This is a genomic window from Pseudomonas sp. GW821-FHT07G06, assembly GCF_058986625.1.
Genome location: NZ_JBYSVW010000002.1, coordinates 36441 through 55501, shown reverse-complemented (window position 1 = coordinate 55501; position 19061 = coordinate 36441). Strand labels below are relative to the sequence as shown.

General features: G+C 61.9%; 18 protein-coding genes. 10 read left to right on the top strand and 8 right to left on the bottom strand.

The features are described 5' to 3' along the window. Positions 1 to 93 precede the first annotated feature (93 nt). Together AC3WJW_RS03820 and AC3WJW_RS03815 are read left to right on the top strand one after the other, a co-directional pair. Positions 94 to 1413 carry a type VI secretion system Vgr family protein gene (locus AC3WJW_RS03820; RefSeq protein ID WP_493725178.1) on the top strand — a complete coding sequence of 440 codons (1320 nt, stop codon included), beginning with the start codon at positions 94 to 96 and terminating at the stop codon, positions 1411 to 1413. After that, positions 1410 to 2210: a DUF4123 domain-containing protein gene (locus tag AC3WJW_RS03815; protein ID WP_493725177.1), complete on the top strand. Its 801-nt coding sequence runs from the start codon at positions 1410 to 1412 to the stop codon at positions 2208 to 2210. The genes AC3WJW_RS03820 and AC3WJW_RS03815 overlap by 4 nt, the downstream gene beginning before the upstream one ends. Positions 2211 to 2221: 11 nt before the next feature. Here the strand turns inward: AC3WJW_RS03815 and AC3WJW_RS03810 are convergent, their stop codons facing one another. Together AC3WJW_RS03810 and AC3WJW_RS03805 are read right to left on the bottom strand one after the other, a co-directional pair. Next, a complete protein-coding gene (locus AC3WJW_RS03810) occupies positions 2222 to 3571 on the bottom strand; it encodes an MATE family efflux transporter (protein ID WP_493725176.1) in 1350 nt (449 codons plus the stop codon). Between the two features lie 160 nt (positions 3572 to 3731). Beyond that, on the bottom strand, positions 3732 to 4025 hold the full coding sequence (locus tag AC3WJW_RS03805; RefSeq protein WP_493725175.1) for a hypothetical protein: 294 nt from the start codon (positions 4023 to 4025) through the stop codon (positions 3732 to 3734). 258 nt (positions 4026 to 4283) lie between these two features. On the opposite strand from AC3WJW_RS03805, the gene AC3WJW_RS03800 reads away from it, so the two are divergent. The 5 genes from AC3WJW_RS03800 (at position 4284) to AC3WJW_RS03780 (ending at position 8683) form a co-directional block, all read left to right on the top strand. Then, positions 4284 to 4586: a MazG-like family protein gene (locus tag AC3WJW_RS03800; RefSeq protein WP_126049043.1), complete on the top strand. Its 303-nt coding sequence runs from the start codon at positions 4284 to 4286 to the stop codon at positions 4584 to 4586. Further along, positions 4586 to 5335 carry a methyltransferase domain-containing protein gene (locus tag AC3WJW_RS03795; RefSeq protein ID WP_429382386.1) on the top strand — a complete coding sequence of 250 codons (750 nt, stop codon included), beginning with the start codon at positions 4586 to 4588 and terminating at the stop codon, positions 5333 to 5335. The genes AC3WJW_RS03800 and AC3WJW_RS03795 overlap by 1 nt, the downstream gene beginning before the upstream one ends. Positions 5336 to 5347: 12 nt before the next feature. Next, positions 5348 to 5950, top strand: coding sequence for a DUF4136 domain-containing protein (locus AC3WJW_RS03790; RefSeq protein ID WP_493725174.1), 603 nt, complete (start codon positions 5348 to 5350; stop codon positions 5948 to 5950). Between the two features lie 37 nt (positions 5951 to 5987). After that, on the top strand, positions 5988 to 6551 hold the full coding sequence (locus tag AC3WJW_RS03785) for a DUF4136 domain-containing protein (RefSeq protein ID WP_102700481.1): 564 nt from the start codon (positions 5988 to 5990) through the stop codon (positions 6549 to 6551). A gap of 149 nt (positions 6552 to 6700) precedes the next feature. Continuing rightward, the gene (locus tag AC3WJW_RS03780) at positions 6701 to 8683 is read left to right on the top strand and encodes a pilus assembly protein TadG-related protein (protein WP_493725173.1); all 1983 of its coding nucleotides are present in this window, start codon (positions 6701 to 6703) and stop codon (positions 8681 to 8683) included. Here AC3WJW_RS03780 and AC3WJW_RS03775 read toward each other — a convergent pair. Both AC3WJW_RS03775 and AC3WJW_RS03770 read right to left on the bottom strand, forming a co-directional pair. Continuing rightward, on the bottom strand, positions 8680 to 11421 hold the full coding sequence (locus tag AC3WJW_RS03775; protein WP_493725172.1) for a PAS domain-containing sensor histidine kinase: 2742 nt from the start codon (positions 11419 to 11421) through the stop codon (positions 8680 to 8682). The genes AC3WJW_RS03780 and AC3WJW_RS03775 overlap by 4 nt on opposite strands. Then, entirely contained in the window at positions 11418 to 11858 is a 441-nt protein-coding gene (locus AC3WJW_RS03770) for a TadE/TadG family type IV pilus assembly protein (RefSeq protein WP_493725171.1), read from the bottom strand. Before AC3WJW_RS03770 ends, AC3WJW_RS03775 begins: the two co-directional genes overlap by 4 nt. 75 nt (positions 11859 to 11933) lie before the next feature. Here AC3WJW_RS03770 and AC3WJW_RS03765 point away from each other — a divergent pair, with 75 nt between their 5' ends. From AC3WJW_RS03765 to AC3WJW_RS03755, 3 genes are all read left to right on the top strand, one after another. After that, positions 11934 to 12404, top strand: a complete 471-nt coding sequence (locus AC3WJW_RS03765) for a prepilin peptidase (protein ID WP_493725170.1) — start codon at positions 11934 to 11936, stop codon at positions 12402 to 12404. 114 nt (positions 12405 to 12518) lie between these two features. Beyond that, on the top strand, positions 12519 to 13301 hold the full coding sequence (locus AC3WJW_RS03760; protein ID WP_493725169.1) for a response regulator transcription factor: 783 nt from the start codon (positions 12519 to 12521) through the stop codon (positions 13299 to 13301). A gap of 938 nt (positions 13302 to 14239) precedes the next feature. Beyond that, positions 14240 to 14503, top strand: a complete 264-nt coding sequence (locus AC3WJW_RS03755; RefSeq protein WP_218483034.1) for a DUF6124 family protein — start codon at positions 14240 to 14242, stop codon at positions 14501 to 14503. A 231-nt stretch (positions 14504 to 14734) separates the two neighbouring features. On the opposite strand, the gene AC3WJW_RS03750 is transcribed toward AC3WJW_RS03755, so the two are convergent. The 4 genes from AC3WJW_RS03750 to AC3WJW_RS03735 are packed head-to-tail and all read right to left on the bottom strand — an operon-like array spanning position 14735 to position 18989. Next, the gene (locus tag AC3WJW_RS03750; protein WP_493725168.1) at positions 14735 to 15631 is read right to left on the bottom strand and encodes a type II secretion system F family protein; all 897 of its coding nucleotides are present in this window, start codon (positions 15629 to 15631) and stop codon (positions 14735 to 14737) included. After that, complete coding sequence (locus tag AC3WJW_RS03745) at positions 15628 to 16512, bottom strand: type II secretion system F family protein (RefSeq protein WP_493725167.1); 885 nt, start codon at positions 16510 to 16512, stop codon at positions 15628 to 15630. Before AC3WJW_RS03745 ends, AC3WJW_RS03750 begins: the two co-directional genes overlap by 4 nt. 9 nt (positions 16513 to 16521) lie before the next feature. Further along, on the bottom strand, positions 16522 to 17802 hold the full coding sequence (locus AC3WJW_RS03740) for a TadA family conjugal transfer-associated ATPase (protein ID WP_102702720.1): 1281 nt from the start codon (positions 17800 to 17802) through the stop codon (positions 16522 to 16524). Beyond that, the gene (locus tag AC3WJW_RS03735; RefSeq protein ID WP_493725166.1) at positions 17799 to 18989 is read right to left on the bottom strand and encodes a CpaE/TadZ family protein; all 1191 of its coding nucleotides are present in this window, start codon (positions 18987 to 18989) and stop codon (positions 17799 to 17801) included. The genes AC3WJW_RS03740 and AC3WJW_RS03735 overlap by 4 nt, the downstream gene beginning before the upstream one ends. Between the last annotated feature and the right edge of the window lie 72 nt (positions 18990 to 19061).

Sequence of the window (19061 nt, the reverse complement as noted above, 5' to 3'; positions counted from 1 at the left end):
GCGTAGGTTATTTCCTAATTTGTATTTCGGCACTCTACTCGGCCATGTCTCTCAGCGAGAATCCCCGGCCGCCCCTCCCGTAGAGAAACGCCGATGTTCAACCCAGTCAGCGAACCGCCATTTCGTCTGGATGTTGCAGGTTTGCCCGACTCCCTTGAGGTCCTGGTCTTTACCGGTAGAGAAGCCATCAGCGAGCCGTTCGTGTTCGACCTGGAGCTGCTGATCGATGACCCGGTGCTTGACCTTGCCAGTTTGCTGTACCGCCCGGCTTCGTTGCATTTCGGGCCAGCCGGAAATCATGTGCATGGGCAATTGCATGAACTCGTCCAGCGTGATCATGCCCCGGGGCCCCGACTCTGCCAGGCGCGCCTGGGGCCAGGATTGGCTTGTCTGGCCCAGCGTTTCAGTCAACGAATTTTCAGCGCCCGTTCGGTGCCGCAAATCCTCGATCAGGTGCTCAAGGAGCACGGCATTACCGGTAAAGATCGACGCCTGGCGCTGAGCGGTGACCACCCGCCCCGGGATTTCTGCACGCAATATCGAGAGTCGGACCTGCAATTTATCCAGCGACTGTGCGCCCAGGAAGGACTGCATTACCACTTCGAAAACCGGGTCGGAGGTGGCTGCGTGGTGTTCAGCGACCATCAGCAACATTTTCGAACCGGTGAGGCTGCGGTATTGCGCAGCGAGGGTGATCGGCCGGCAGTGCGGCAGCTCGAACGCCAACGTAGCGCTGCCACTGCGGTGCAGAGTGTCGAATGCCGGACAGACCTGGCGACCTTGCGCAGCGGTCGGGTGATGCCGCTGTCCGGTCATCCGGTTGCCGATTGCAATCGGCTCTGGCTGGTGACCCACGTTGAACATTGGGGCAGCCAGGATACGGTGACGCCGTACCACAACCAGGCCCGCGCCCTGCAATGGCCGGCCCGCTTCGAGCCGCCCTGCGCGACGAGCAAACCAAAGATGCACAGCCTGCAGCGGGCATGGGTCGTCGAGGTCGATGAACAAAGCCCCGACCCGGCAAGGCCGGTACCGGTGCAATTCGACTGGCTTTACCAGGGCGAAGGGGCCGCGCCCAGTCACTGTTGGCTGGCATTGGCCGGGCCGTTGCAGGCCGAGATGTACTCGCCATTGCGCGAAGGAACCGAACTGGTCGTGAGTTTTGTCGAAGGTGATCCCGACCAGCCGCAGATAACCGGGGTGCTGCATGCGCCGGCAACGATCGAGGAGACGAACGCGGACACTTCCCAGGCCATCTGTACGCCCGATGAGGGCCTGGAGCAATGGTTGCACTCGGCAGAACCGCTGCTGATGCTGTGCCTGCTGCCCGGCGGTGGCAGTTTCAGTCATTGCGCACAGGCGTTGTGCACCTGTCGTCTGGCGACGCAGCTTGGCCAGAGCTCTGGAGCATGATCGTCACCAGCACGCCCGAGGCGCCCCCGCAGTGGTTGTTGCTGGATGTGCCGGGCACGCCGCAGGCGGGTGCCACGCTTCGGCAGATGTTTGCACAAGCCCGGTGGTCCGGGCTGTTCGACGGTACGGAGTGGCATGCGCTGCGTGAGCAGGGGCCGGTCCTGGTCGATCTGCGCACCTGCCCGGCACTGGCCGATCTGTGCATCGTCGACGGCCAACGCTGGCCCGGATTGCTGATGGTCAGCGAGGCCGACGCTGCATCGTTGCTCGCGCATTTACGGCGCATGCTCACGGTTACGCTTGGCTTGCACCGGGCCCTTTTGAACTACTACAACCCGATCACGGCCAGTTATTTTTTCGATGCTTGCGATGCCGCTGAACTGAGTCGCTGGCTAGGGCCCATCCAGCAGTTGCGTTGGTTCGGCGGCAGTTGGGCAGATCGCGCAACGGGATGCGAGGGGTGGCAGCGCTTGTCCAATCCCGGGCTGGCGGTCAGCCCGTTGGCCGTCGAGGAGAGCCTCAGTGCCGGGCAACAGGGGAAACTGCAAACCTGCCTGCTCGAACAACATGCCTGGCGCTGGAACCGATCCACCGGGGTCGATTTCTCCCGCCTGTGGGCCCATGTGCAGGAAGGACTGGCGCTGGGTTTCAGCGAGCGCCCGGTATTGGATGGCTGGATATGGCTACGTTTGCAGTATCCCGACGCCGTGCCCGTGCAGCCATTGCCGGGCAGGACTCAGCAGGAGCGTCTCGATAGCCTGCGTCGCCTGTGGCAAAACGACCGCCCCTGGCCATGAATTCGACCCGCTCAGTGAGTGCTGCCGGCAAACCAGCCATCGTGACGGCGCAGGCGCCAGGCGATCACGCCGAGGGTCAGGCTGCGCAGCAGCATGAACAACAAAAAGGTTATCCACAGGCCGTGGTTGCCCCAGCCTTGCAGTGCCCAGCCGAAAGGCAGCACCAGCACCAGGGTCAGCAGCATGCCGTTGCGCATTTCCCTGGCGCGGGTGGCGCCGATGAAAAGGCCATCGAGCAGGTAACTCCAGACGGCAATCAGCGGCAGTACGGCGAGGTAGGGCAGGTAGATGAACGCGGTGTCGCGCACACTCTGAATGTCGGTCTGCATTTCGATGAACAAATGCCCGGCGAACAGAAACAGCGCGGCAAAGCCCAGGCTTGCCAGCAACGACCAGCCGCCCGCCACCACCAATGAACGTCGCAGGGCATCACGGTCGCGGGCGCCGAGGGCATGCCCGCACAGCGCTTCCACGGCGTGGGCCAGGCCATCGAGGGCGTGGGCGGTCAGCAGCAAACCGTTGAGCAGCAGGGCATTGGCCGCGACCGTGGCGTCGCCCAGCCGCGTGCCCTGCACCGTGATCAGGAAAAACACCGATTGCAGCGCCAGGCTGCGGATGAAGATGTCGCGGTTGACCGCCAGCAGTGGCCGCCAACTGTGCCACAGCGCCAATGCCGCCCAGACGATATGCCCGGGATAGGCGCGCAGGGCCTTGCGGGTCATCAGCAAGCCGATCAGCGCCCCCGTCCATTCGGCAATCACCGAGGCCCGGGCCGCACCGACCACGCCCCATTCGAGGCCGAGGACGAACCACAGGTTCAGGGCGATATTGATCAGGTTGGTACTCAGCAAAATCGCCAGCGGCGCCCGGGCATTCTGGGTGCCGAGAAACCAGCCGACCAGTGCATAACTGGCCAGCGCCGCAGGCAGCCCGAACAGACGGGTGTGGAAAAACTCGCGGGTCAGATGATCGAGCTCCGCCGACGGTTGCATGAAGTGCAGCGCCGCTCCGCTCAACGGCACGCCCACAGCACCCAGGACCAGGGCCAGGCCGAAGGCGAGCAACAGACCTTGCAACAGAATCTGCCGCAAGGCCGCACCATCCCCGCGCCCGGCCGCCTGGGCGGCGAACCCGGTGGAGCCCATGCGCAGAAAACCCATGGCCCAGGCAAGGAAGGTATACAGACTGGCCCCGACCGCGACGGCGCCGAGTTGATGGGCGTGGGGCAGGTGACCGATGACGGTGCTGTCGACCAGTGCCACCAGCGGTACGGAAATGTTCGAAAGAATCATCGGCGCGGCGAGTGCCCAGACCCGGCGATGGGTAGGGCGGTCGCGCCAGTCGGCGGTCAGGTTGGACATGCAGGCTCCTTGGGGAGTCGGCATTGTAGCGGCACATTTGAAATCTTCCGCGATCCATTGTGGGAGCGAGCCTGCTCGCGAATGCGGTCGTCCAGTCAATAATGATTCGACTGATACTCCGTCTTCGCGAGCAGGCTCGCTCCCACAGTGTCCGGTGGGGTCAGTGGATGATCCAGCTGAGCAGCCAAAGCCCCAGCATCAACCAGATGATCCCCATGATGAACGACGCATTGAGAAAGGCGCGGATCGCCGTCCACAGCAGGATCAGCCCGAGGATCAAGGTCACGATGCTGACGACCGAGGTGTCCATGCCCAGCGCCTGGGACAAGCCTTCGATAAAATTGCTGCTGGCGTTGCTCAACAGATTGAACAGCCCACTGAGGCCATCAACGATGAAGCGGATGATCGAGCCGAGTACCTGGCCGAGCCATTCGGAAAAACCTTCTACCTGCATGGAATGAACGTCCTGATTAAAGAGAATTGAGCCTTGGGCTGTCGATCATGCTGCCGAGTTCCCACAAGCATAGAGCGTGCACTGTAACTGTGGGAGCGAGCCTGCTCGCGAAAGCATTGGATCAGACACATCAATGTTGGATGTGCCGCCGCCTTCGCGAGCAGGCTCGCTCCCACAAAAAACAAACGGGACACTGAGCCGTTGTCACTTGCCATCCTCGGTCATCCCCCCGAAGCTATACGCCTTCAGGAGAGCCCGATGAACCTTGTTGAACTGACCGAACGCCTGCACGCCATCCGTGACCGCAATGACTGGCGGCAATTTCACAGCCCGAAAAACCTGGCCATGGCCGCGAGCGTGGAAATGTCCGAGCTGGTGGAGATCTTCCAGTGGCTGAGCGAAGACCAGTCACGCCAGTTGCCGGCGGACAAACTCGCCCATGCCGGGCAGGAAGTCGGTGACATCGTGCTTTACCTGTTGCTGTTGTGCAGCGAGCTGGGCCTGGACATGGAGGCCGTGGTACGCAGCAAACTGGCGGACAGCGAGCGGAGGTTCAGCTGATGAGCGACCGTCATTTCGATCAACTGGCGACTCGTTTCGCCGAAAAAATCTACGGCGGTGCCAAAGGTGCGATCCGTCTGGCGGTATTGCAGGCCGATCTGGCCGAAACCTTGCCCGACCGCCCGCTGCGCGTGCTGGACATCGGCGCCGGCCTTGGCCACATGTCGTTGTGGCTGGCCCAGCGTGGCCATCAGGTGACCCTCGCCGAACCTGCCGAACCGATGCTCGAAGGCGCCCGCCAACGTTTTGCCGAAGCCGGGCAGAGCGCCACCTTCATTCAGGCACCCTGGCAGGAACTGCTCGGGCAGCTCACCGAACCCTACGACCTGGTGCTGTGCCACGCCGTGCTGGAATGGCTGGCCGAACCCCACGCCATCCTGCCGGTGCTGCATCAACTGACCAAGGCGGACGGCTGGTTGTCCCTGGCGTTCTACAACCGCGATGCGCTGATCTACCGCAACTTGCTCAAGGGCCATTTCCGCAAGATGCGCAAGAACGACATGGCCGGTGAAAAGCAGAGCCTGACCCCGCAGCAGCCCCTTGATCCGCGCGAACTGGCGGCGCAACTTGAAGGTCTGTGGCGGGTCGAAACCCAGAGTGGCGTGCGGGTTTTTCACGATTACATGCCGGTGGAGTTCCAGGCCCGCGCCGAACTGGTGGACCTGCTGGAAATGGAGCTGGCCCACCGCCGTCATCCAAGCTTTGCCGGGCTTGGGCGTTACTTGCACTGGATCTGTCGGCCTGTCTGATCGGAGCACGCAATGAAAAGTCATTCAGGTGTACTGCTGTTCTGCCTGGGGCTGGCGGCCTGTCAGGGCAGCAACCCTTATGTCGCCACGTCCAACCCTTTGCCTGCGGCGCCACCGCAGGCCGCCAAGACCTTCGACCGCAGCGCTTATCCGGCAGCACCCCGTGACTATGGGCGCTACCGCAGTTGGGCCTGGCTCGACGGGCACCTGCCACCGGGCACGGCCTGGGCGGACTCGGCGCAGGTTGCCGAAGCGGTCAGCAATGCGCTGGACCAGCGCGGCTTGCGCCCGTTGCACGACAATCGCCCGGCCGACCTGTTTGTCAGCGCCGACCTGCGCCTGGAAACCCGCTTGCGTCAGGTTCAGGACGATTACGGTTACTACGGGGGTTACGGTAGCTACGGACCGGGGTACGGCATGTACGGCAGCGTGCCGATCGTGCGCACCTATTCGGAACAGGTCGTAGTGGTTCAGGTGGACATGTTTGACGCCAAAAGCGGCCAGCCGATATGGAGCTCCAGCGCTGAAACCGGCAACCGAGGCAGCGAAAGCGAGCGCGCCGATGCCATACGGGAGGCTGTGGAAAAGGCGATGTCGGCGTATCCTCCCAGTTAGCTTCTGTAGATAAGAAGCATTTCGCAGGAGAACCATCATGTTCCGCCGTTTCATTCTACTGGCCATGGTCGCGCTGCTCAGTGCCTGCGCCGCCAACCAGGTCAATCATGATTTTGACGCCAGCCGCGATTTTGCTGCCTATCGCAGCTGGGCGTGGAAAGAACCCGCCGTGCAATATCGTCCCGATGATCCACGGATCAAGAGCGACCTGACCGACCAGCGCATCCGTCAGGCGGTTGCCGATCAACTGGACCAGCGCGGTCTGCGCCCGGCCGCCGCGGGTGCCAAGGGTGACTTGAATGTGCAGACCTACCTGATTGTCGAAGAGCGGCAACAGCAGGTGACCACCAACTACGGCGGCGGGTGGGGGTACCCGTGGTATGGCTACTATGGCGCGCCCATGTATAACGAAACCCGCAATGTCAGCTACAAGGTAGCGACCATCCAGATCGACCTGCTCGACGGCAAGGACGGCAAACTGGTGTGGCGTGGCAGTGACGAACAGATACTCAGTCGCACACCGAACCCGTCGGATCGTCGTGATGCCATCCTGGAAACAGTCACGCGGATATTGGCCAACTATCCACCGCACGCCTCCTAGAATCAGCCAGCTCATAAAGACCCCTGTGCCTCACAGGGGTTTTTTATTGCCTGCGCTGGCGAGTTGCCAGCAGTCTCGGCCACCCTTGTCTACACTGCTTTTCACCAACGGAGGTCGCGCCCGGCAGTGCGCCGGCAAAGGAGTGCGCCATGTCTCCCCGCATGCAGTTTCGCGGCCCGGTCCGGCAACGGGGGGCGATCGGTTTGATGGCCGCTTTGACCCTGACCTTGGCTTTGGCATTCATGCTGTTGGTGGTCGATACCGGCAGGTTGTACCTGGAAAAACGCAGTTTGCAGCGCGTGGCCGACATGGCCGCCCTTGAGGCGGCCACAAGAGGGGGAGACTGTTCCGCCGGCTCAACCGCGAACACCTATGCCACGGCCAGCGCGCAACGAAATGGTTTCGCCATTCCCTCCACTGGACGCGCACTGGCGGTGGCGTGTGGCGCGCTGACCCTGGATGCCAACAACCTTCGGGTATTCGGTGCAGACCCAAGCAAAAGCGAGGCTATCCGGGTTATCGCCAGCCATGTCGTGCAACAGAGCATTGCCGGTGGCATCGGCGCGCTGGCCGGCGGTGCACCGGCGGGCTCGACGATGACGCTGAGCGCCACGGCGGTCGCTGCGCTGCCACCCCCCGTGGCTTCATTGACGATCCGCAGTGCGACCCTGACCTTCAATGACAGCAAGGCGGCCATTACCAGCCTGCTTTTCGGGAAACTGCTGGGAGGCACCGTCAGTATCAGTGCGGCAAGCTGGAACGGTTTGGTCAATACCGACATCAGCCTGCTCGACTACCTCAATCGCTTGAAAATTGACCTCGGCCTGACTGCTGGCGGCTACGATCAGGTACTGGGTAGTACGGTCAATGTCAGCCAGTTGATCCAGACCGCCATCAACGTACTGGGCCCCAACGGCACACTTGGAGCATCCGAAGCCATTGTCGGCCTGCAAGCGTTGAAGGTGGCTGCGGGTACGACGTCCGTTGTGCTGGGGAATATGTTGCATGTTGAAAGTGCTACCGACATCTCGACCCTTGCCGTGAATCTCAAAGCCTTCGATCTGATTGAAGGCTTTGTGCAACTGGCCAACAAGACGAATGCCTTGGTCGCGGACTTTCCGATCAACATCGCGGGCCTGGCGCAGATCACTGTACGGGTGCAGGTGATGGAGCCGCCGCAACTGTCGGCCATCGGCAATCCGAAAGACGCGGCATTGGCCCCTCTGGGACCCAACCGCATCTATGTACGCACGGCCCAGGTCAAGACATTGTTGTCGATCAACCTGCCCGTACTGGACGCCATCACGCCTCTGGTCAACGCCGTCATCGACCTCGCTGCGCCACTGACCAACACCCTGAATTCATTGCTGCATCTGGACCTGGTAGGCGTCGTCAACTCATTGACCTGCGCCTTGCTCGTGCCGTGTGACACGCCGGACATCAAGCTCTTGCCATCTCCGATACGCATCGACGTGGCGCTGGAGGCGGCCGGTGCCTGGAGTTATGTCACGGCTTACAGTTGTGTGAGTGCGACGAACAAAAGCCTGACGACCAACACCACCACCACGTTGATCGGATTGAAGATCGGGCAGATCAACCCTGCCGATGTGTTTGGCTCGCCGACTGTTCCACCCAGCAACAACGTCAATCCCTTGAAGGTCATCGATATCGGCGTGAAGACCTGCCAGCGGCTGCTGATCTTGCCGCCAACCTGTTACAACCATCAGCCTGGCGTTGGCGGTAGCGTCGATATCATGGTCAACACTGCGGTTGTCCAGAATGCCAACATGCCTCACGTCTATTCCGCACCGGCGGCCACGAACCTGCCGGAGATCAATCAGCCGCCGTTTTACTACGCCTACACCACGACCAACATCGTCAACAGCCTGAGCACCACCGTGAGCAACCTTGGCGTGAACATGTATGGGCCGTCGGGCAGTATCGTCGGTGGCTTGGGCAGCATTTTGAGTGAGGTCACGACTGCGTTGGTCAATGCGATCAATACGGTACTCAGCCCGTTACTGGATACGTTGATCAATACGTTGCTGGCGAGCCTGGGGATCGACCTGAACAAAGTCGAGGTGGGTGCCAACCTCAGTTGTCACTCGGGTCGAGCGACGCTGGTGAACTAGTCCGGCTTCACTATCGGCAGCTCTATGCAGAAACGCGCACCTTCGGTGGCGTTTTGCACGCTCAGTTTTCCGCCCATGTTCTCGACAATGCCGTAGCTCACCGAGAGTCCCAGGCCGGTGCCGACACCCACCGGTTTGGTGGTGAAGAACGGCTCGAAAATCCGCTCCAGCAAACGCGGGTCGATACCGCCGCCGTTGTCCTCGACCCACAGGCGTACCACCTGTGTATCCCGTTCGGCGTACAGCGAAATCCACGGTTTGAAATCGGGGTTGGCCTCGCGCTTGCCGAGCAATGCATCCCGGGCGTTGACCATCAGGTTGATCAGCACCTGCTCGAGCTGATCGACGTAGCCGTGCACCTGCACTTCAAAACCGGTCTCGCTGATGCGCAGGTCGACGCCTTTGCTGCGCATCCCTTCTGACAACAGCGCCAGCGTGCCTTCGATGGCCTGGGCCGGATTGAACGGTCGCTGCTCGATTTCCGAGCGGCGGCCGAACACCCGCATGTGGTCCACCACCCGCGCGGCGCGTTGCACCTGGCTGTCGATGCGGGTGAGCTTGTCGATCAGGTAATCGACCTGTACGTCGCCGTTGTTCAGGCGCTTGAGGACATTGACGATGGCCATGCGCATCACGTTCAACGGCTGGTTGATCTCATGGGCCAGGCCGGTGGCCATTTCGCCGAGGGTGGCCATTTTCGCGCTTTGTGTGAGCTGCTGCTGCGAGCGTCGTACCTCGGTGTTGTCGCGCCCCACGGCCTGGACCTCGAGCAAGCGGCCCTGTTCGTCGAACACCCCGCGATCGGACCAGACCCACCAGGCGTGTTCGCGCCCGGGCAGTTGCAGGTTGATCTCGGCGGTGCTGACCGGAAACTCCGGGCTCAACTGGTTCAGCCGCCGGGTGAATGCCTCGCGCTGTTCCCCGGACATCCAGTTGCCCAGATTCACTCCCGGCAATTGCTCGGGCGCCAGTTCCAGATAGGTGGCCAGCGGGCGGTTGCCGAAGGTCAGGGTCAGGTCCGGCTGGTAGCGGCAGATCATCGCCGGCGAGTCCTCCACCAGAATCCGGTAGCGTTCCTCACTCTGCCTGACCTGCTCGGCAGCCAGGGTCGCTTCGGTGACGTCCAGCCACAGGCCCACGGCTTCCACCGGCAAGCCGAGGTCGTCGCGCAACAACTTCGCCTCATCGAGCAGCCAGTGATAGTCGCCGTGACTGTCGCGCAGCCGATAGCGGGCGCGCACCGAGCCTTCACGCAGCAACAGCCGCGTGCGCTCGAAATACTGCAGACGGTCGTCGGGGTGCACCCGCTCCACCAGCGTTCCGGGTGCGCAGTCGGCCAGGGTCCAGCCGAGCAACGGGAACAGGCTGTCGCTGAAGAACACCGGTTGCAGAGCGCCTTCGTCATAGCGCTGTACATAAATCACCGCCGGTGAACTGGCGATCAGATTGTCCAGGCGTGCATGGGCGGCGGCGGCGCTCTGCTGCTGATTCTTGATGTCGCTGATGTCGTGCATGAAGCCCACCAGCCGACGGTTTTTACCAACGCCCAGCGCTTGGCCTTGCAGGCGGTACCAGACGGGTTCGAGTGCGTCGTCGGGGCGATACAGGCGCACGCACAACAGCAGCGGCATGCCCGACGCCTGCAAGTCCTGCAGGCGGATGCGCAGCTCTTCGCGGTCGGCGGGATACACCTGGTCGAGCCAGTCCTGCACGGATAAGCGCGACGTTCCAAGGTTCAGGGTCGTCGCCAGCGAAGGTGCCAACTGCACCTCTTCGCTGTCGCTGAAAACCTCCCACCAGCCTGTGCCCAGCAACGCTTGCAGCGATTCCAGGCGTTCCAGTTGCAGGTGATGCCGGTGCTCGCGCAGGCGTTCGAGCAAGGGGCTGGCGAGCGCGGCGGTGATTTGCAGCCAGTCGCGTTCGGTGACATCGGGGGCGCGTTGTTGTGGCGTGTAGAAACCGCACAGCAACCAGGCGACCACCCCTTGCGCATCGTGGTAGGGCACGGCGAAGCCATCGGTATTGCCGAACGTGTCTTGCAGACGCGGGTGTTCGCGCGAGGTCAGGTACTGGGGTGCCGAGCCGCTCAAACTGTCCAGCCCCGTGCCCAGGCGCTGGTCGTCTTGCCATAGCTGCGGTGCATCGAAAGCCGTGTAGTGCTGGTGAATTTGCCAACCCTGTTCCTGCTCATCGAGCAAGGCCAGGGCAATGCAGGGGATCTGAAAGCGCTGGGCCAGGCTTTGCAGTTGTTCGCCCAGCACCTCAGGCAGGCGTGTCAGGCTGCACAGGCGCAACTGTTCGGCGATTTGCAGCACCAGTACCTGGCATTGCTCGCGGTTGCGCGATTGCCGGCGCTCGAGCAACAAGTCGCCGATGTCGAGCATCTGCAACAACCAGGCATCGGCCAAGGGTTGCACCCAGCCGCGCAAATGCAGGGGTGGACCGTTGAGGCTGTAGAAGTCCAGGTCCAGGGTTTGTCCCTGCCAGTGTGCCGGTGCGCCTTCGATGACGAGGCCGCTGTGGGGTAACAGGAGGTCGAGCAGGTGCGGTGCCTGTGCACCGGGGGGATGCTGGGCCAGCAAGTGCCGCAGCGGACCACTCAATTGAACGACACGCCCCTCGGCATTGAGTTGCATCTGCAATCCGAAGCTGTGCACCCGCAGTGCCTCCGGCGGCTCCGGTGGGGGCGGCGGGTGGCGGTGGAGCAGGCGCCCGAACAATTTGTCCCCGGCACTCAAAATTGCAGGCTCGCACTGGCCGTGAGGGTGGCCGGCAGATTGGGTACCCGACCGATCCCGGGCAGGTTCAGGAACGGGATGACGGCGCTGATTTTATTGGTGGGGTAACTGATGCGGACTGTCAGCAACCCGCCCACATAAGTGATGTTGGCGTCGGTGGCGACATTGAAATTCAGGGCCGGCGCAATCCAGGCTGTTTGCGTGGTCAGCTCCGTCGTGGCGCGGGCGATCAGCGCGACGCTGTAACCAGGGGTGGCCGGGTCCAGCGCCACGCTGCGGCGCACGGCTTCGGCGGTCGACTGGTTGAATGACTGCATCAACAGCAGCGGCAGGCTATAGCTGACGATGCCGTAGAACACGCCAAAAAAAATGATGAACACCAGGGCGAACTCAATCGCGGCGGCGCCTTTTTGTTTGTGGGGGAGGCTGGCTTTCATGAGTGCGTCTACCCTGACCAACACTGAGTAATGTCAGCATAGAATCATTCAGCCAAAACGGACGTTTTTTACCGAATGCAGAGCTTTGTCCTATTGATCTGGCTGGCGCTTTGCGCCGCACAGGATGCCCGGCAACGGCATATCGCCAATGGCCTGACCCTGGGCGCCGGCGCCCTGGCCCTGGCGTGGCTGCTGTGGAGCGGCACGACCTGGCTGGGGGCCGAGGCGCAACAGGGCGGCTGGGCTTTCTTGTTGGCCGTGGGCTTCACGCTACCGGGCTACGCCATGAAGCGAATGGGCGGCGGGGACGTGAAACTCATGGCCGCCCTGGGGCTTGCGACGGACGGTATGCACGTGCTCGGCACGTTGATTGGCGCCGGATTGGCCAGCGTTTTCTGGCTGCTGCTGGCGCCAAGAGTCTGGCTTCATATGAGTCAAGGGCTTAGAACCCATCTTTTTTACATGGCGCCTGAAATGTCAAGGAAGCAGCCATTTGCGCCCTTTGTGCTAGCGGGGTTGATGCTGACATTGGCCTGGTTCCACTAGTCGACCCTTTTGTGTACAGAGCCGGAAACTACGTCTACTTTTCAGACAGAAGTTGTACAGCCGCTGGCTGTCGGTGGGGGACAGGTCAACCTTTGACCTGACAGGGAGTTGCTCGTGAGCAAGTTTACTTCGGCAGTAAAAGTCCTTGTGGTCGACGATGCGCCATTGATCGTTGAAGAGCTTTGCGAATTTCTGGAGGGCAAAGGTTACCGCTGTGTTCCCTGCGAATCGGGCTATCAGGCGATCAAGCGTTTCAGCGAAGACCTCGATATCGGCCTGGTGCTGCTGGATTTTCACATGCCCGGCATGGACGGCATCGAGCTGATGCAGGAGCTGCAACGGCTGTCGGGCAAGCACCGGGCGTTCGAGGCGATCATGCTCACCGGGTGTGCCGACAAGCAGGACGTGATCAAGGCCCTGCGCGCTGGCGTGTCCGACTATTACCAGAAACCGATCGATCTGAATGAGTTGTTCGAAGGTTTGCAGCGGCAGGAAGTGGCCTTGCAGGAGAGGCACAAGAACCTGCAGTTGGGGCATTTGAATCAGAAGCTGCAGTATTTGTCCGAGTCGATCGATGATCTGTACCAGGACCTGGACAAGGTTCGGCGCGGGCCGCAGGCGGCAGACGCGGGGGGGCAGGATGTCGCTGATACTGATGCGGTGGAGGTTCCGGCGATTTTCAACCAGCTGTCTCCGCGGCAACTGGAAGTGGCGCGGTTGGTGGGCAAGGGGCAGACCAATTATCAGATTGCCTGTGAGTTGGGGATTACCGAGAACACGGTGAAGTTGTATGTGTCGCAGGTGTTGCGGTTGACGCATATGCATAATCGGACGCAGTTGGCGTTGGCTTTGTCGCCCAATGGTTCCGGGGGGCGGCAGCGGGTTTCGGCGCATTGAGCTTTTTTGGTTTGTGTACATATCCATTGCTTCGGTAACGGCGGCTTATGGTTTCGCCCTTACGGCGAGTCACTTTTGGCAAACGCCCCAAAAGTAACCAAAAGGTCTCGCCCTTACGTACGGCCCCTCGCTGAGGCTCGGGGTTCCTTCGCTCCGGTATTCATCAGGGCGCATCGCCTCCGGTCTGCTTCGCGACGACCTCCTCTCGATGTGTTCGACTTCGTCGAACGGCGCTGCGCGCCTGCCCCCTGATGAACACCTCCACTCAGCCTGCCGAGGGGGCGGGTGGATCAAGATCAAGAGCTGCAGGCGAGCTAACGCTCGGCCTGATGAGTGGTGAGAAGCGTGGGTGTACGCCGATCTGCCTTTGCTCTTCTGTGGGAGCGAGCCTGCTCGCGAAGGCGGCCTACCGGCCGACCTGAATCTGGCGGATGTACCTCGACCCTGTGGGAGCGAGCCTGCTCGCGAAGGCGGCCTACTGGCCGACCTGAATCTGGCGGATGTACCTCGACCCTGTGGGAGCGGGCTTGCTCGCGAAGGCGGCCTACCGGCCGACCTGAATCTGGCGGATGTACCTCGACCCTGTGGGAGCGGGCTTGCCCGCGATGACGTCCTTCCAGCCGACACATTCCTGTGTAGTTTTCCTCAAATCCCCAGGAAATCTCCGACACGCTTTTCAGCGTTGTCCGTCGGAAGCGCGATCTCTAGTCTTTGTCGGTCACTGCAAATTCAGTGATCGGGTTTGGTCGCCCGGGTTTAGAATGGCGCACAGTGCCGCGCGAGCGGCATTTTTGTGCTTGCTTAATGGCGAGCCGTGCGTGGGAGGGCTCAGGCCCTGCCGGGTTTCCATTCCCTGGTCGACCAACCTGCGTACAGTTCGCCACCCTTCTGCTTGGTCGCAGTGATGGCGAACTCCAATCCAAGAATGGAGTTTCACCATGATCAAACCCACCCCAAATCCCCCCAAACAATCTGTCCCCCGCAAACCCAGCACGATGTTCGTCATCGCCCCGGACATCAACACCGAAACCCTGCTGGCTCACGCCTGTGAATCACTGGCGTCGGCGAGTGTGATGGCGAGTGATTTCGCTGGGTTTCTGCAGGGCTCGCAGCGCAATACGATGCTGGGGATTGCGCAGGTGATCATGCTGGGTGAACTGGCGGTGAACCGAGCGCTGGATAATCTCGATCCGCAAGACTGAACACCGGAGCTTTTGTGGCGAGGGAGCTTGCTCCCGTTCGGGTGCGCAGCACCCGCAAAACCAGCCAATACGGTGAGTCAGAAAAAATGCATTTGCCGGAGTCGGGGCCGCTTCGCAGCCCAGCGGGAGCAAGCTCCCTCGCCACAAGGGGTTATCAGGTCAAGTCAGCCCCCCGACCAGCCCTGTGGGAGCGGAGGTGAATCGGGCGCTGGATAATCTCGATCCGCAGGATTAGTGGACAAAGGCCCGACCCAGGGCGGTGAAGCCCGGGCCGGCCAGGACGATCAACAACGCCGGGAAGAGAAACAGCATCATCACGACGGACATTTTGGCGGACATCTTGGAGATGTATTCCTGCAGGCGCGTCAGGCGTCGGTCGTCGAGTAGCTGTTTGAGCGCGAGCAAGGACTTCATCGCGCCACCACCTTGATGGATCAATTGTTGAAGGATCACGCAGGTGTCGGTGAATTCGTCTACCGCAAGCAAGCGGGTGGTCTTGTTCAACTCTTCGCCCAGTTCCAGGCCTGAATCGACGCGAGTCAGAATCAGGCGCAGTTCATGGGTCAGGGCGGGCAGCAACTGCCTGCCCTCCTGGCTCAGCACACGCAGGGATTGCTCCACCGCCATGCCCGATTCGAACAGGGTGCGCAGCAGCGAAATGAAGGTCGAGGTTTCAGTGGCGAGTTGTTTTTGCCGACGCTGTGCGGCGGCGGCCAGCCAACGTTTGGGCAATAGATAGCCCATGCAGGTGGCTAGCATCGGGGCGATCCAGTGGTTCTCTACATTCGGGTAGAACAGCCCCTGGATCAGCAGGCACAAGGACAGCGCCAACACCGGCGCGCCCACCTGCAAGGCGGCGAACAGTGAGCGTTGGCGTACGCTGCGCCAACCCAGGCGGTTGAGCAGGGTCTGGGTTTCGTTGTCCATCTTGACCGACCGCTGCCCCAGGCGGCTGGCGCCCAGGGCTTGCAGCAGTTGGGTGAGGTGGCTATCACCCGGCGCCTTGCCATCCAGTCGCTGGGCCACCTGGCGTGCCCGTCGGCTTTGCTCCAGCAAAGCGCTGAGCAACAACAGCGCAGCCCCGAAAAGCAGCAGCGCGCTCACCAGCAAGAGCATCTTCGTATTCATAGGCTACGCAACATGCGCCAAAGCGCCAGGCAACCGAACACCTGAAATCCGAAGGCACTCGCCAGCATGGTTTGCCCTGAGCTGTCGTGCCACATGGAAAGCAGGTAGGTCGGATTGGTGAGTAGGAAATAGCCTGCGACCGAGACCGGCAGCAGCGCCAGGACCACGGCAGTGATACGGGTTTCGCCGGTCATGGCCTTCAACTGGCGTGCCGCTTGCTCGCGTTCGCGGATCATCTTGATCAGGTTTTCCAGCAGCTCACTGGCATTGCCGCCGTAACGGTGGTTGACCTTCAAGCCGAGTGCGAACAGGCGCAGTTCGTCTTTCTCGTACAGCTCGGCGAAGTCCGAAGCGGCGTCTGCCAGGTTGACCCCCAGTTGCACATTGCGTTGAATCCGGCCCATGGCATTTTTCAGCGGGTCTTCGGCCGCATCGATGGCGCCGAGCACGGCATCGGCCAGGGTCCGCCCGGACTTCAGGCTGCGTACGGCATGGTCGAGCAACATCGGCAGCTGTTCGATCATGCGACTGAGGCGACGCTGGTAACGCCAGCTGACGAACAGTCGTACCGCCACCGGAGGCACCAGCAGCACCAGCAGCGCGCCGATCCAGCCACCCAGGGCAATTCCCAGCAGCACCCCGAGTATCCAGAACACCAGCCATTGACCCAGGCGTTCGGTGGGGCGTCCGAGTCCGGCGCGCAGGAACGCCCGCTCAAGGCCCGTCCATGACGACTTGTGCTCGACCCGCAGCGGTTGCCCCTGGCTCAGGCGTCCCAGAATCCGTTCGTTGCCGGTCTGACGCAAGCCGTTATAGAGCAGGCGCAGCGCCAGGCCGAGCAAGATCAGGCAAAGGAGGATGAGCAGCGCCGGTTTGAGCATGCCGTGGCCTCAGTACGCCGAGGGAGACAGCGCCGAGTCCCGGCGCAATTTGTCGCCAGCCGGGTTCACGGCCTCGCGCAGGAAACCGAACCCGGTGTGGCGGTCGAAACGGAACAGCGTGTTGGTGACATACACGTCGTCACGCACACCGACGACTTCCACCACTTCGCTGACACAGCGCCGGCCGTCGGGCAGGCGGGTGAGCTGGATGACCACGTCGAGCGCCGCGCAGATCATCTGCCGCAGGGTGCGCTCGGCGATGCTGCGGCCGGTCAGGCCCACCAGGGTCTCCAGGCGCAGCAACGCATCCTGGGCGTTGTTGGCGTGTACGGTACTCATCGAGCCGTCGTGGCCGGTGTTCATCGCGGTCAACACATCGACCACTTCGACGCCGCGAATCTCGCCGAGGATGATCCGGTCCGGACGCATCCGCAGGGCGTTGCGAATCAGGTCGCTGGCTTTTACTTCGCCATGGCCTTCGGCATTCGGTGGACGGGTTTCCAGGCGCACGACGTGAGGGTGGCCCAGTTGCAGTTCGGCGACGTCTTCGATGGTGACCAGGCGTTCCTGAGGGTTGATCAACTGGCTGAGAATGTTCAGCAGCGTGGTCTTGCCGGTGCCGGTGCCGCCGCTGATCAGGATGTTGCAGCGTTTGCCCACGGCTTCCTGAATGAATTCGAAGATCGCGTGATCGATGGTTTGCATCGCCACCAGGTCGGAGCTTTTGAGCATGTCCTGGCGGAATTTGCGGATCGACAGGCACGGGCCATCGAGGGCTATCGGCGGAATGATGGCGTTGACCCGGCTGCCGTCCGGCAGGCGCGCGTCGACCATGGGCGAAGACTCGTCGAGCCGCCGGCCCAGGGGCGCGAGAATCCGTTGCATGACACGTTCGACGTGGTGCGAATCGATAAAGCGCAAGTCACTCAGATGCAGCAAGCCTTCGCGTTCGACAAATACCCGGTGTGGACCGTTGACCAGAATCTCGGTCACCGCCGGGTCGCGCAGCAGTACTTCCAACGGGCCGAAACCGGTGAGCTCGTCGACGATCTCCTCGGCCAGACGCTCCATTTCATAGCGGGAAATCGCCAGGTGCAAGCGCGCGATGTACTCGGCCACCTTGTCGATCACGAATTGCGACAGCGCCTGACGCGTGCCCTCCAGCAGGTTTTTCCCCGACTCTTCGATGGCGTCGATGATGTAGCGGTGCAGCACCAGTTTCAGGCCTTCGTGGTCGGTATTGCCGACCGCGCCGCGATGGGGGGAGCCGAAGAGTTTTTCACTGCTCATTGTGCGCCCCTCAAACGGTTGAACCAGCCGGTCTTGGGTTTGACCAGGCCTTCGGAGTGCCTGGCCAGGCGCTCGCCGAGTGCGCGCAGGCTCTGGGTGAGGCCCTCGCGCGGGGCCAGTTCGAACAAGGTCAGGCCCTGGTTCTTGGCGTTGAGCCGCACTTCCGGGCTGTAGGCGAGGGTGGCGATGATCTCCAGGCCGAACGTCTTGCCCAGGGTATCGGAGTCCGGTGCGACGTTGCGCAGGTAGCGGTCCACGAGCAGTTTGGCGTGATCGAGCTTCATGCCTTTTTCGCGCCACAAGTTGAGCACCGTGAGGTTGCGGCGGCAGTCGAGTACGTTCTGATCGGTGTACCACAGCAGTTTGTCGCAATGGCTGACGAAGGTGCGCAGCGCTTCGCTGTCGGGTTGGCCGGTGAGGTTTACCACGATGTGCTGGAAGTGTTGGCGCAGGGCGCTGAGCAACATGTACAGCTCGGCGGCGCTGGTGTGCTCCAGCGGTTCATCGCCACTGGCATAGGCGAGAATGCGCAGCCCGGCTTCGCAACTGGTGAAGGCGCTGTCGATCAGCGTCGCGTCCAGGCGTCGCAAGTGGCGCAATGCGTCGCCGAAATGAAACGAGCTTTCAAGGCCCAGCAGCGCCAGGCTATCGCCCCGGGGTAATCCCAGGTCCAGCAGCAGCGTATGCTGTCCGCTTTTTTGCACCACTTGCGCCATGTGCGTGGCCAGCAACGCGCCGTCGGCGCTGCTCTGCACGCCATACAGCACGGTCAGGCGGCCCAGATGCGTGTTCGGCGCGACAGCGGGCAGGCGTTTGCTCAGGCGTCGCACCAGCCCCGCGACTTCACTTGAGCGTGAACCATAGGCCACGAAATCCCTGGCCCCGGCGCGCATCGCATTGAGTACAAGCTGGTTGTCCATGCCGTCGCCCAGCGCGACGATCGCCAGCATCGGCTTGGCTTCCAGCGCGCCTTCGATCAGCGCGCTTTGGGTGACCACGTGGTCGCGGTCCAGGCCGATGAACACCAGGCTGGCGCAGGTCACGTCCACCAGTGCCAACAGTTCGTCAAGGCTGCCGCCACCGGCGCCGACCACCTGGCCCAAGGGCGCAAGGGCACCTTGCAGCCATTCCAGGTCGGTGCTGTTGCGCGTGATCGCGAGGAAGGTTTGACTCAGGTTCTGGCTCATTGCGATAACTCGCTACGTGATATCGCACTTGCCGGCAGGCCGCCGAGCAAAGTGGCCCGGATCAAGCCGTTG

Coding starts and splice junctions, on each gene's coding strand:
- AC3WJW_RS03765 (WP_493725170.1), top strand. CDS start 11,934: ATGCAGAGCTTTGTCCTATTGATCTGGCTGGCGCTTTGCGCCGCACAG.
- AC3WJW_RS03740 (WP_102702720.1), bottom strand. CDS start 17,802: ATGAGCAGTGAAAAACTCTTCGGCTCCCCCCATCGCGGCGCGGTCGGC.
- AC3WJW_RS03790 (WP_493725174.1), top strand. CDS start 5,348: ATGAAAAGTCATTCAGGTGTACTGCTGTTCTGCCTGGGGCTGGCGGCC.
- AC3WJW_RS03780 (WP_493725173.1), top strand. CDS start 6,701: ATGTCTCCCCGCATGCAGTTTCGCGGCCCGGTCCGGCAACGGGGGGCG.
- AC3WJW_RS03795 (WP_429382386.1), top strand. CDS start 4,586: ATGAGCGACCGTCATTTCGATCAACTGGCGACTCGTTTCGCCGAAAAA.
- AC3WJW_RS03800 (WP_126049043.1), top strand. CDS start 4,284: ATGAACCTTGTTGAACTGACCGAACGCCTGCACGCCATCCGTGACCGC.
- AC3WJW_RS03745 (WP_493725167.1), bottom strand. CDS start 16,512: ATGCTCAAACCGGCGCTGCTCATCCTCCTTTGCCTGATCTTGCTCGGC.
- AC3WJW_RS03770 (WP_493725171.1), bottom strand. CDS start 11,858: ATGAAAGCCAGCCTCCCCCACAAACAAAAAGGCGCCGCCGCGATTGAG.
- AC3WJW_RS03755 (WP_218483034.1), top strand. CDS start 14,240: ATGATCAAACCCACCCCAAATCCCCCCAAACAATCTGTCCCCCGCAAA.
- AC3WJW_RS03735 (WP_493725166.1), bottom strand. CDS start 18,989: ATGAGCCAGAACCTGAGTCAAACCTTCCTCGCGATCACGCGCAACAGC.
- AC3WJW_RS03815 (WP_493725177.1), top strand. CDS start 1,410: ATGATCGTCACCAGCACGCCCGAGGCGCCCCCGCAGTGGTTGTTGCTG.
- AC3WJW_RS03785 (WP_102700481.1), top strand. CDS start 5,988: ATGTTCCGCCGTTTCATTCTACTGGCCATGGTCGCGCTGCTCAGTGCC.
- AC3WJW_RS03750 (WP_493725168.1), bottom strand. CDS start 15,631: ATGAATACGAAGATGCTCTTGCTGGTGAGCGCGCTGCTGCTTTTCGGG.
- AC3WJW_RS03805 (WP_493725175.1), bottom strand. CDS start 4,025: ATGCAGGTAGAAGGTTTTTCCGAATGGCTCGGCCAGGTACTCGGCTCG.
- AC3WJW_RS03820 (WP_493725178.1), top strand. CDS start 94: ATGTTCAACCCAGTCAGCGAACCGCCATTTCGTCTGGATGTTGCAGGT.
- AC3WJW_RS03810 (WP_493725176.1), bottom strand. CDS start 3,571: ATGTCCAACCTGACCGCCGACTGGCGCGACCGCCCTACCCATCGCCGG.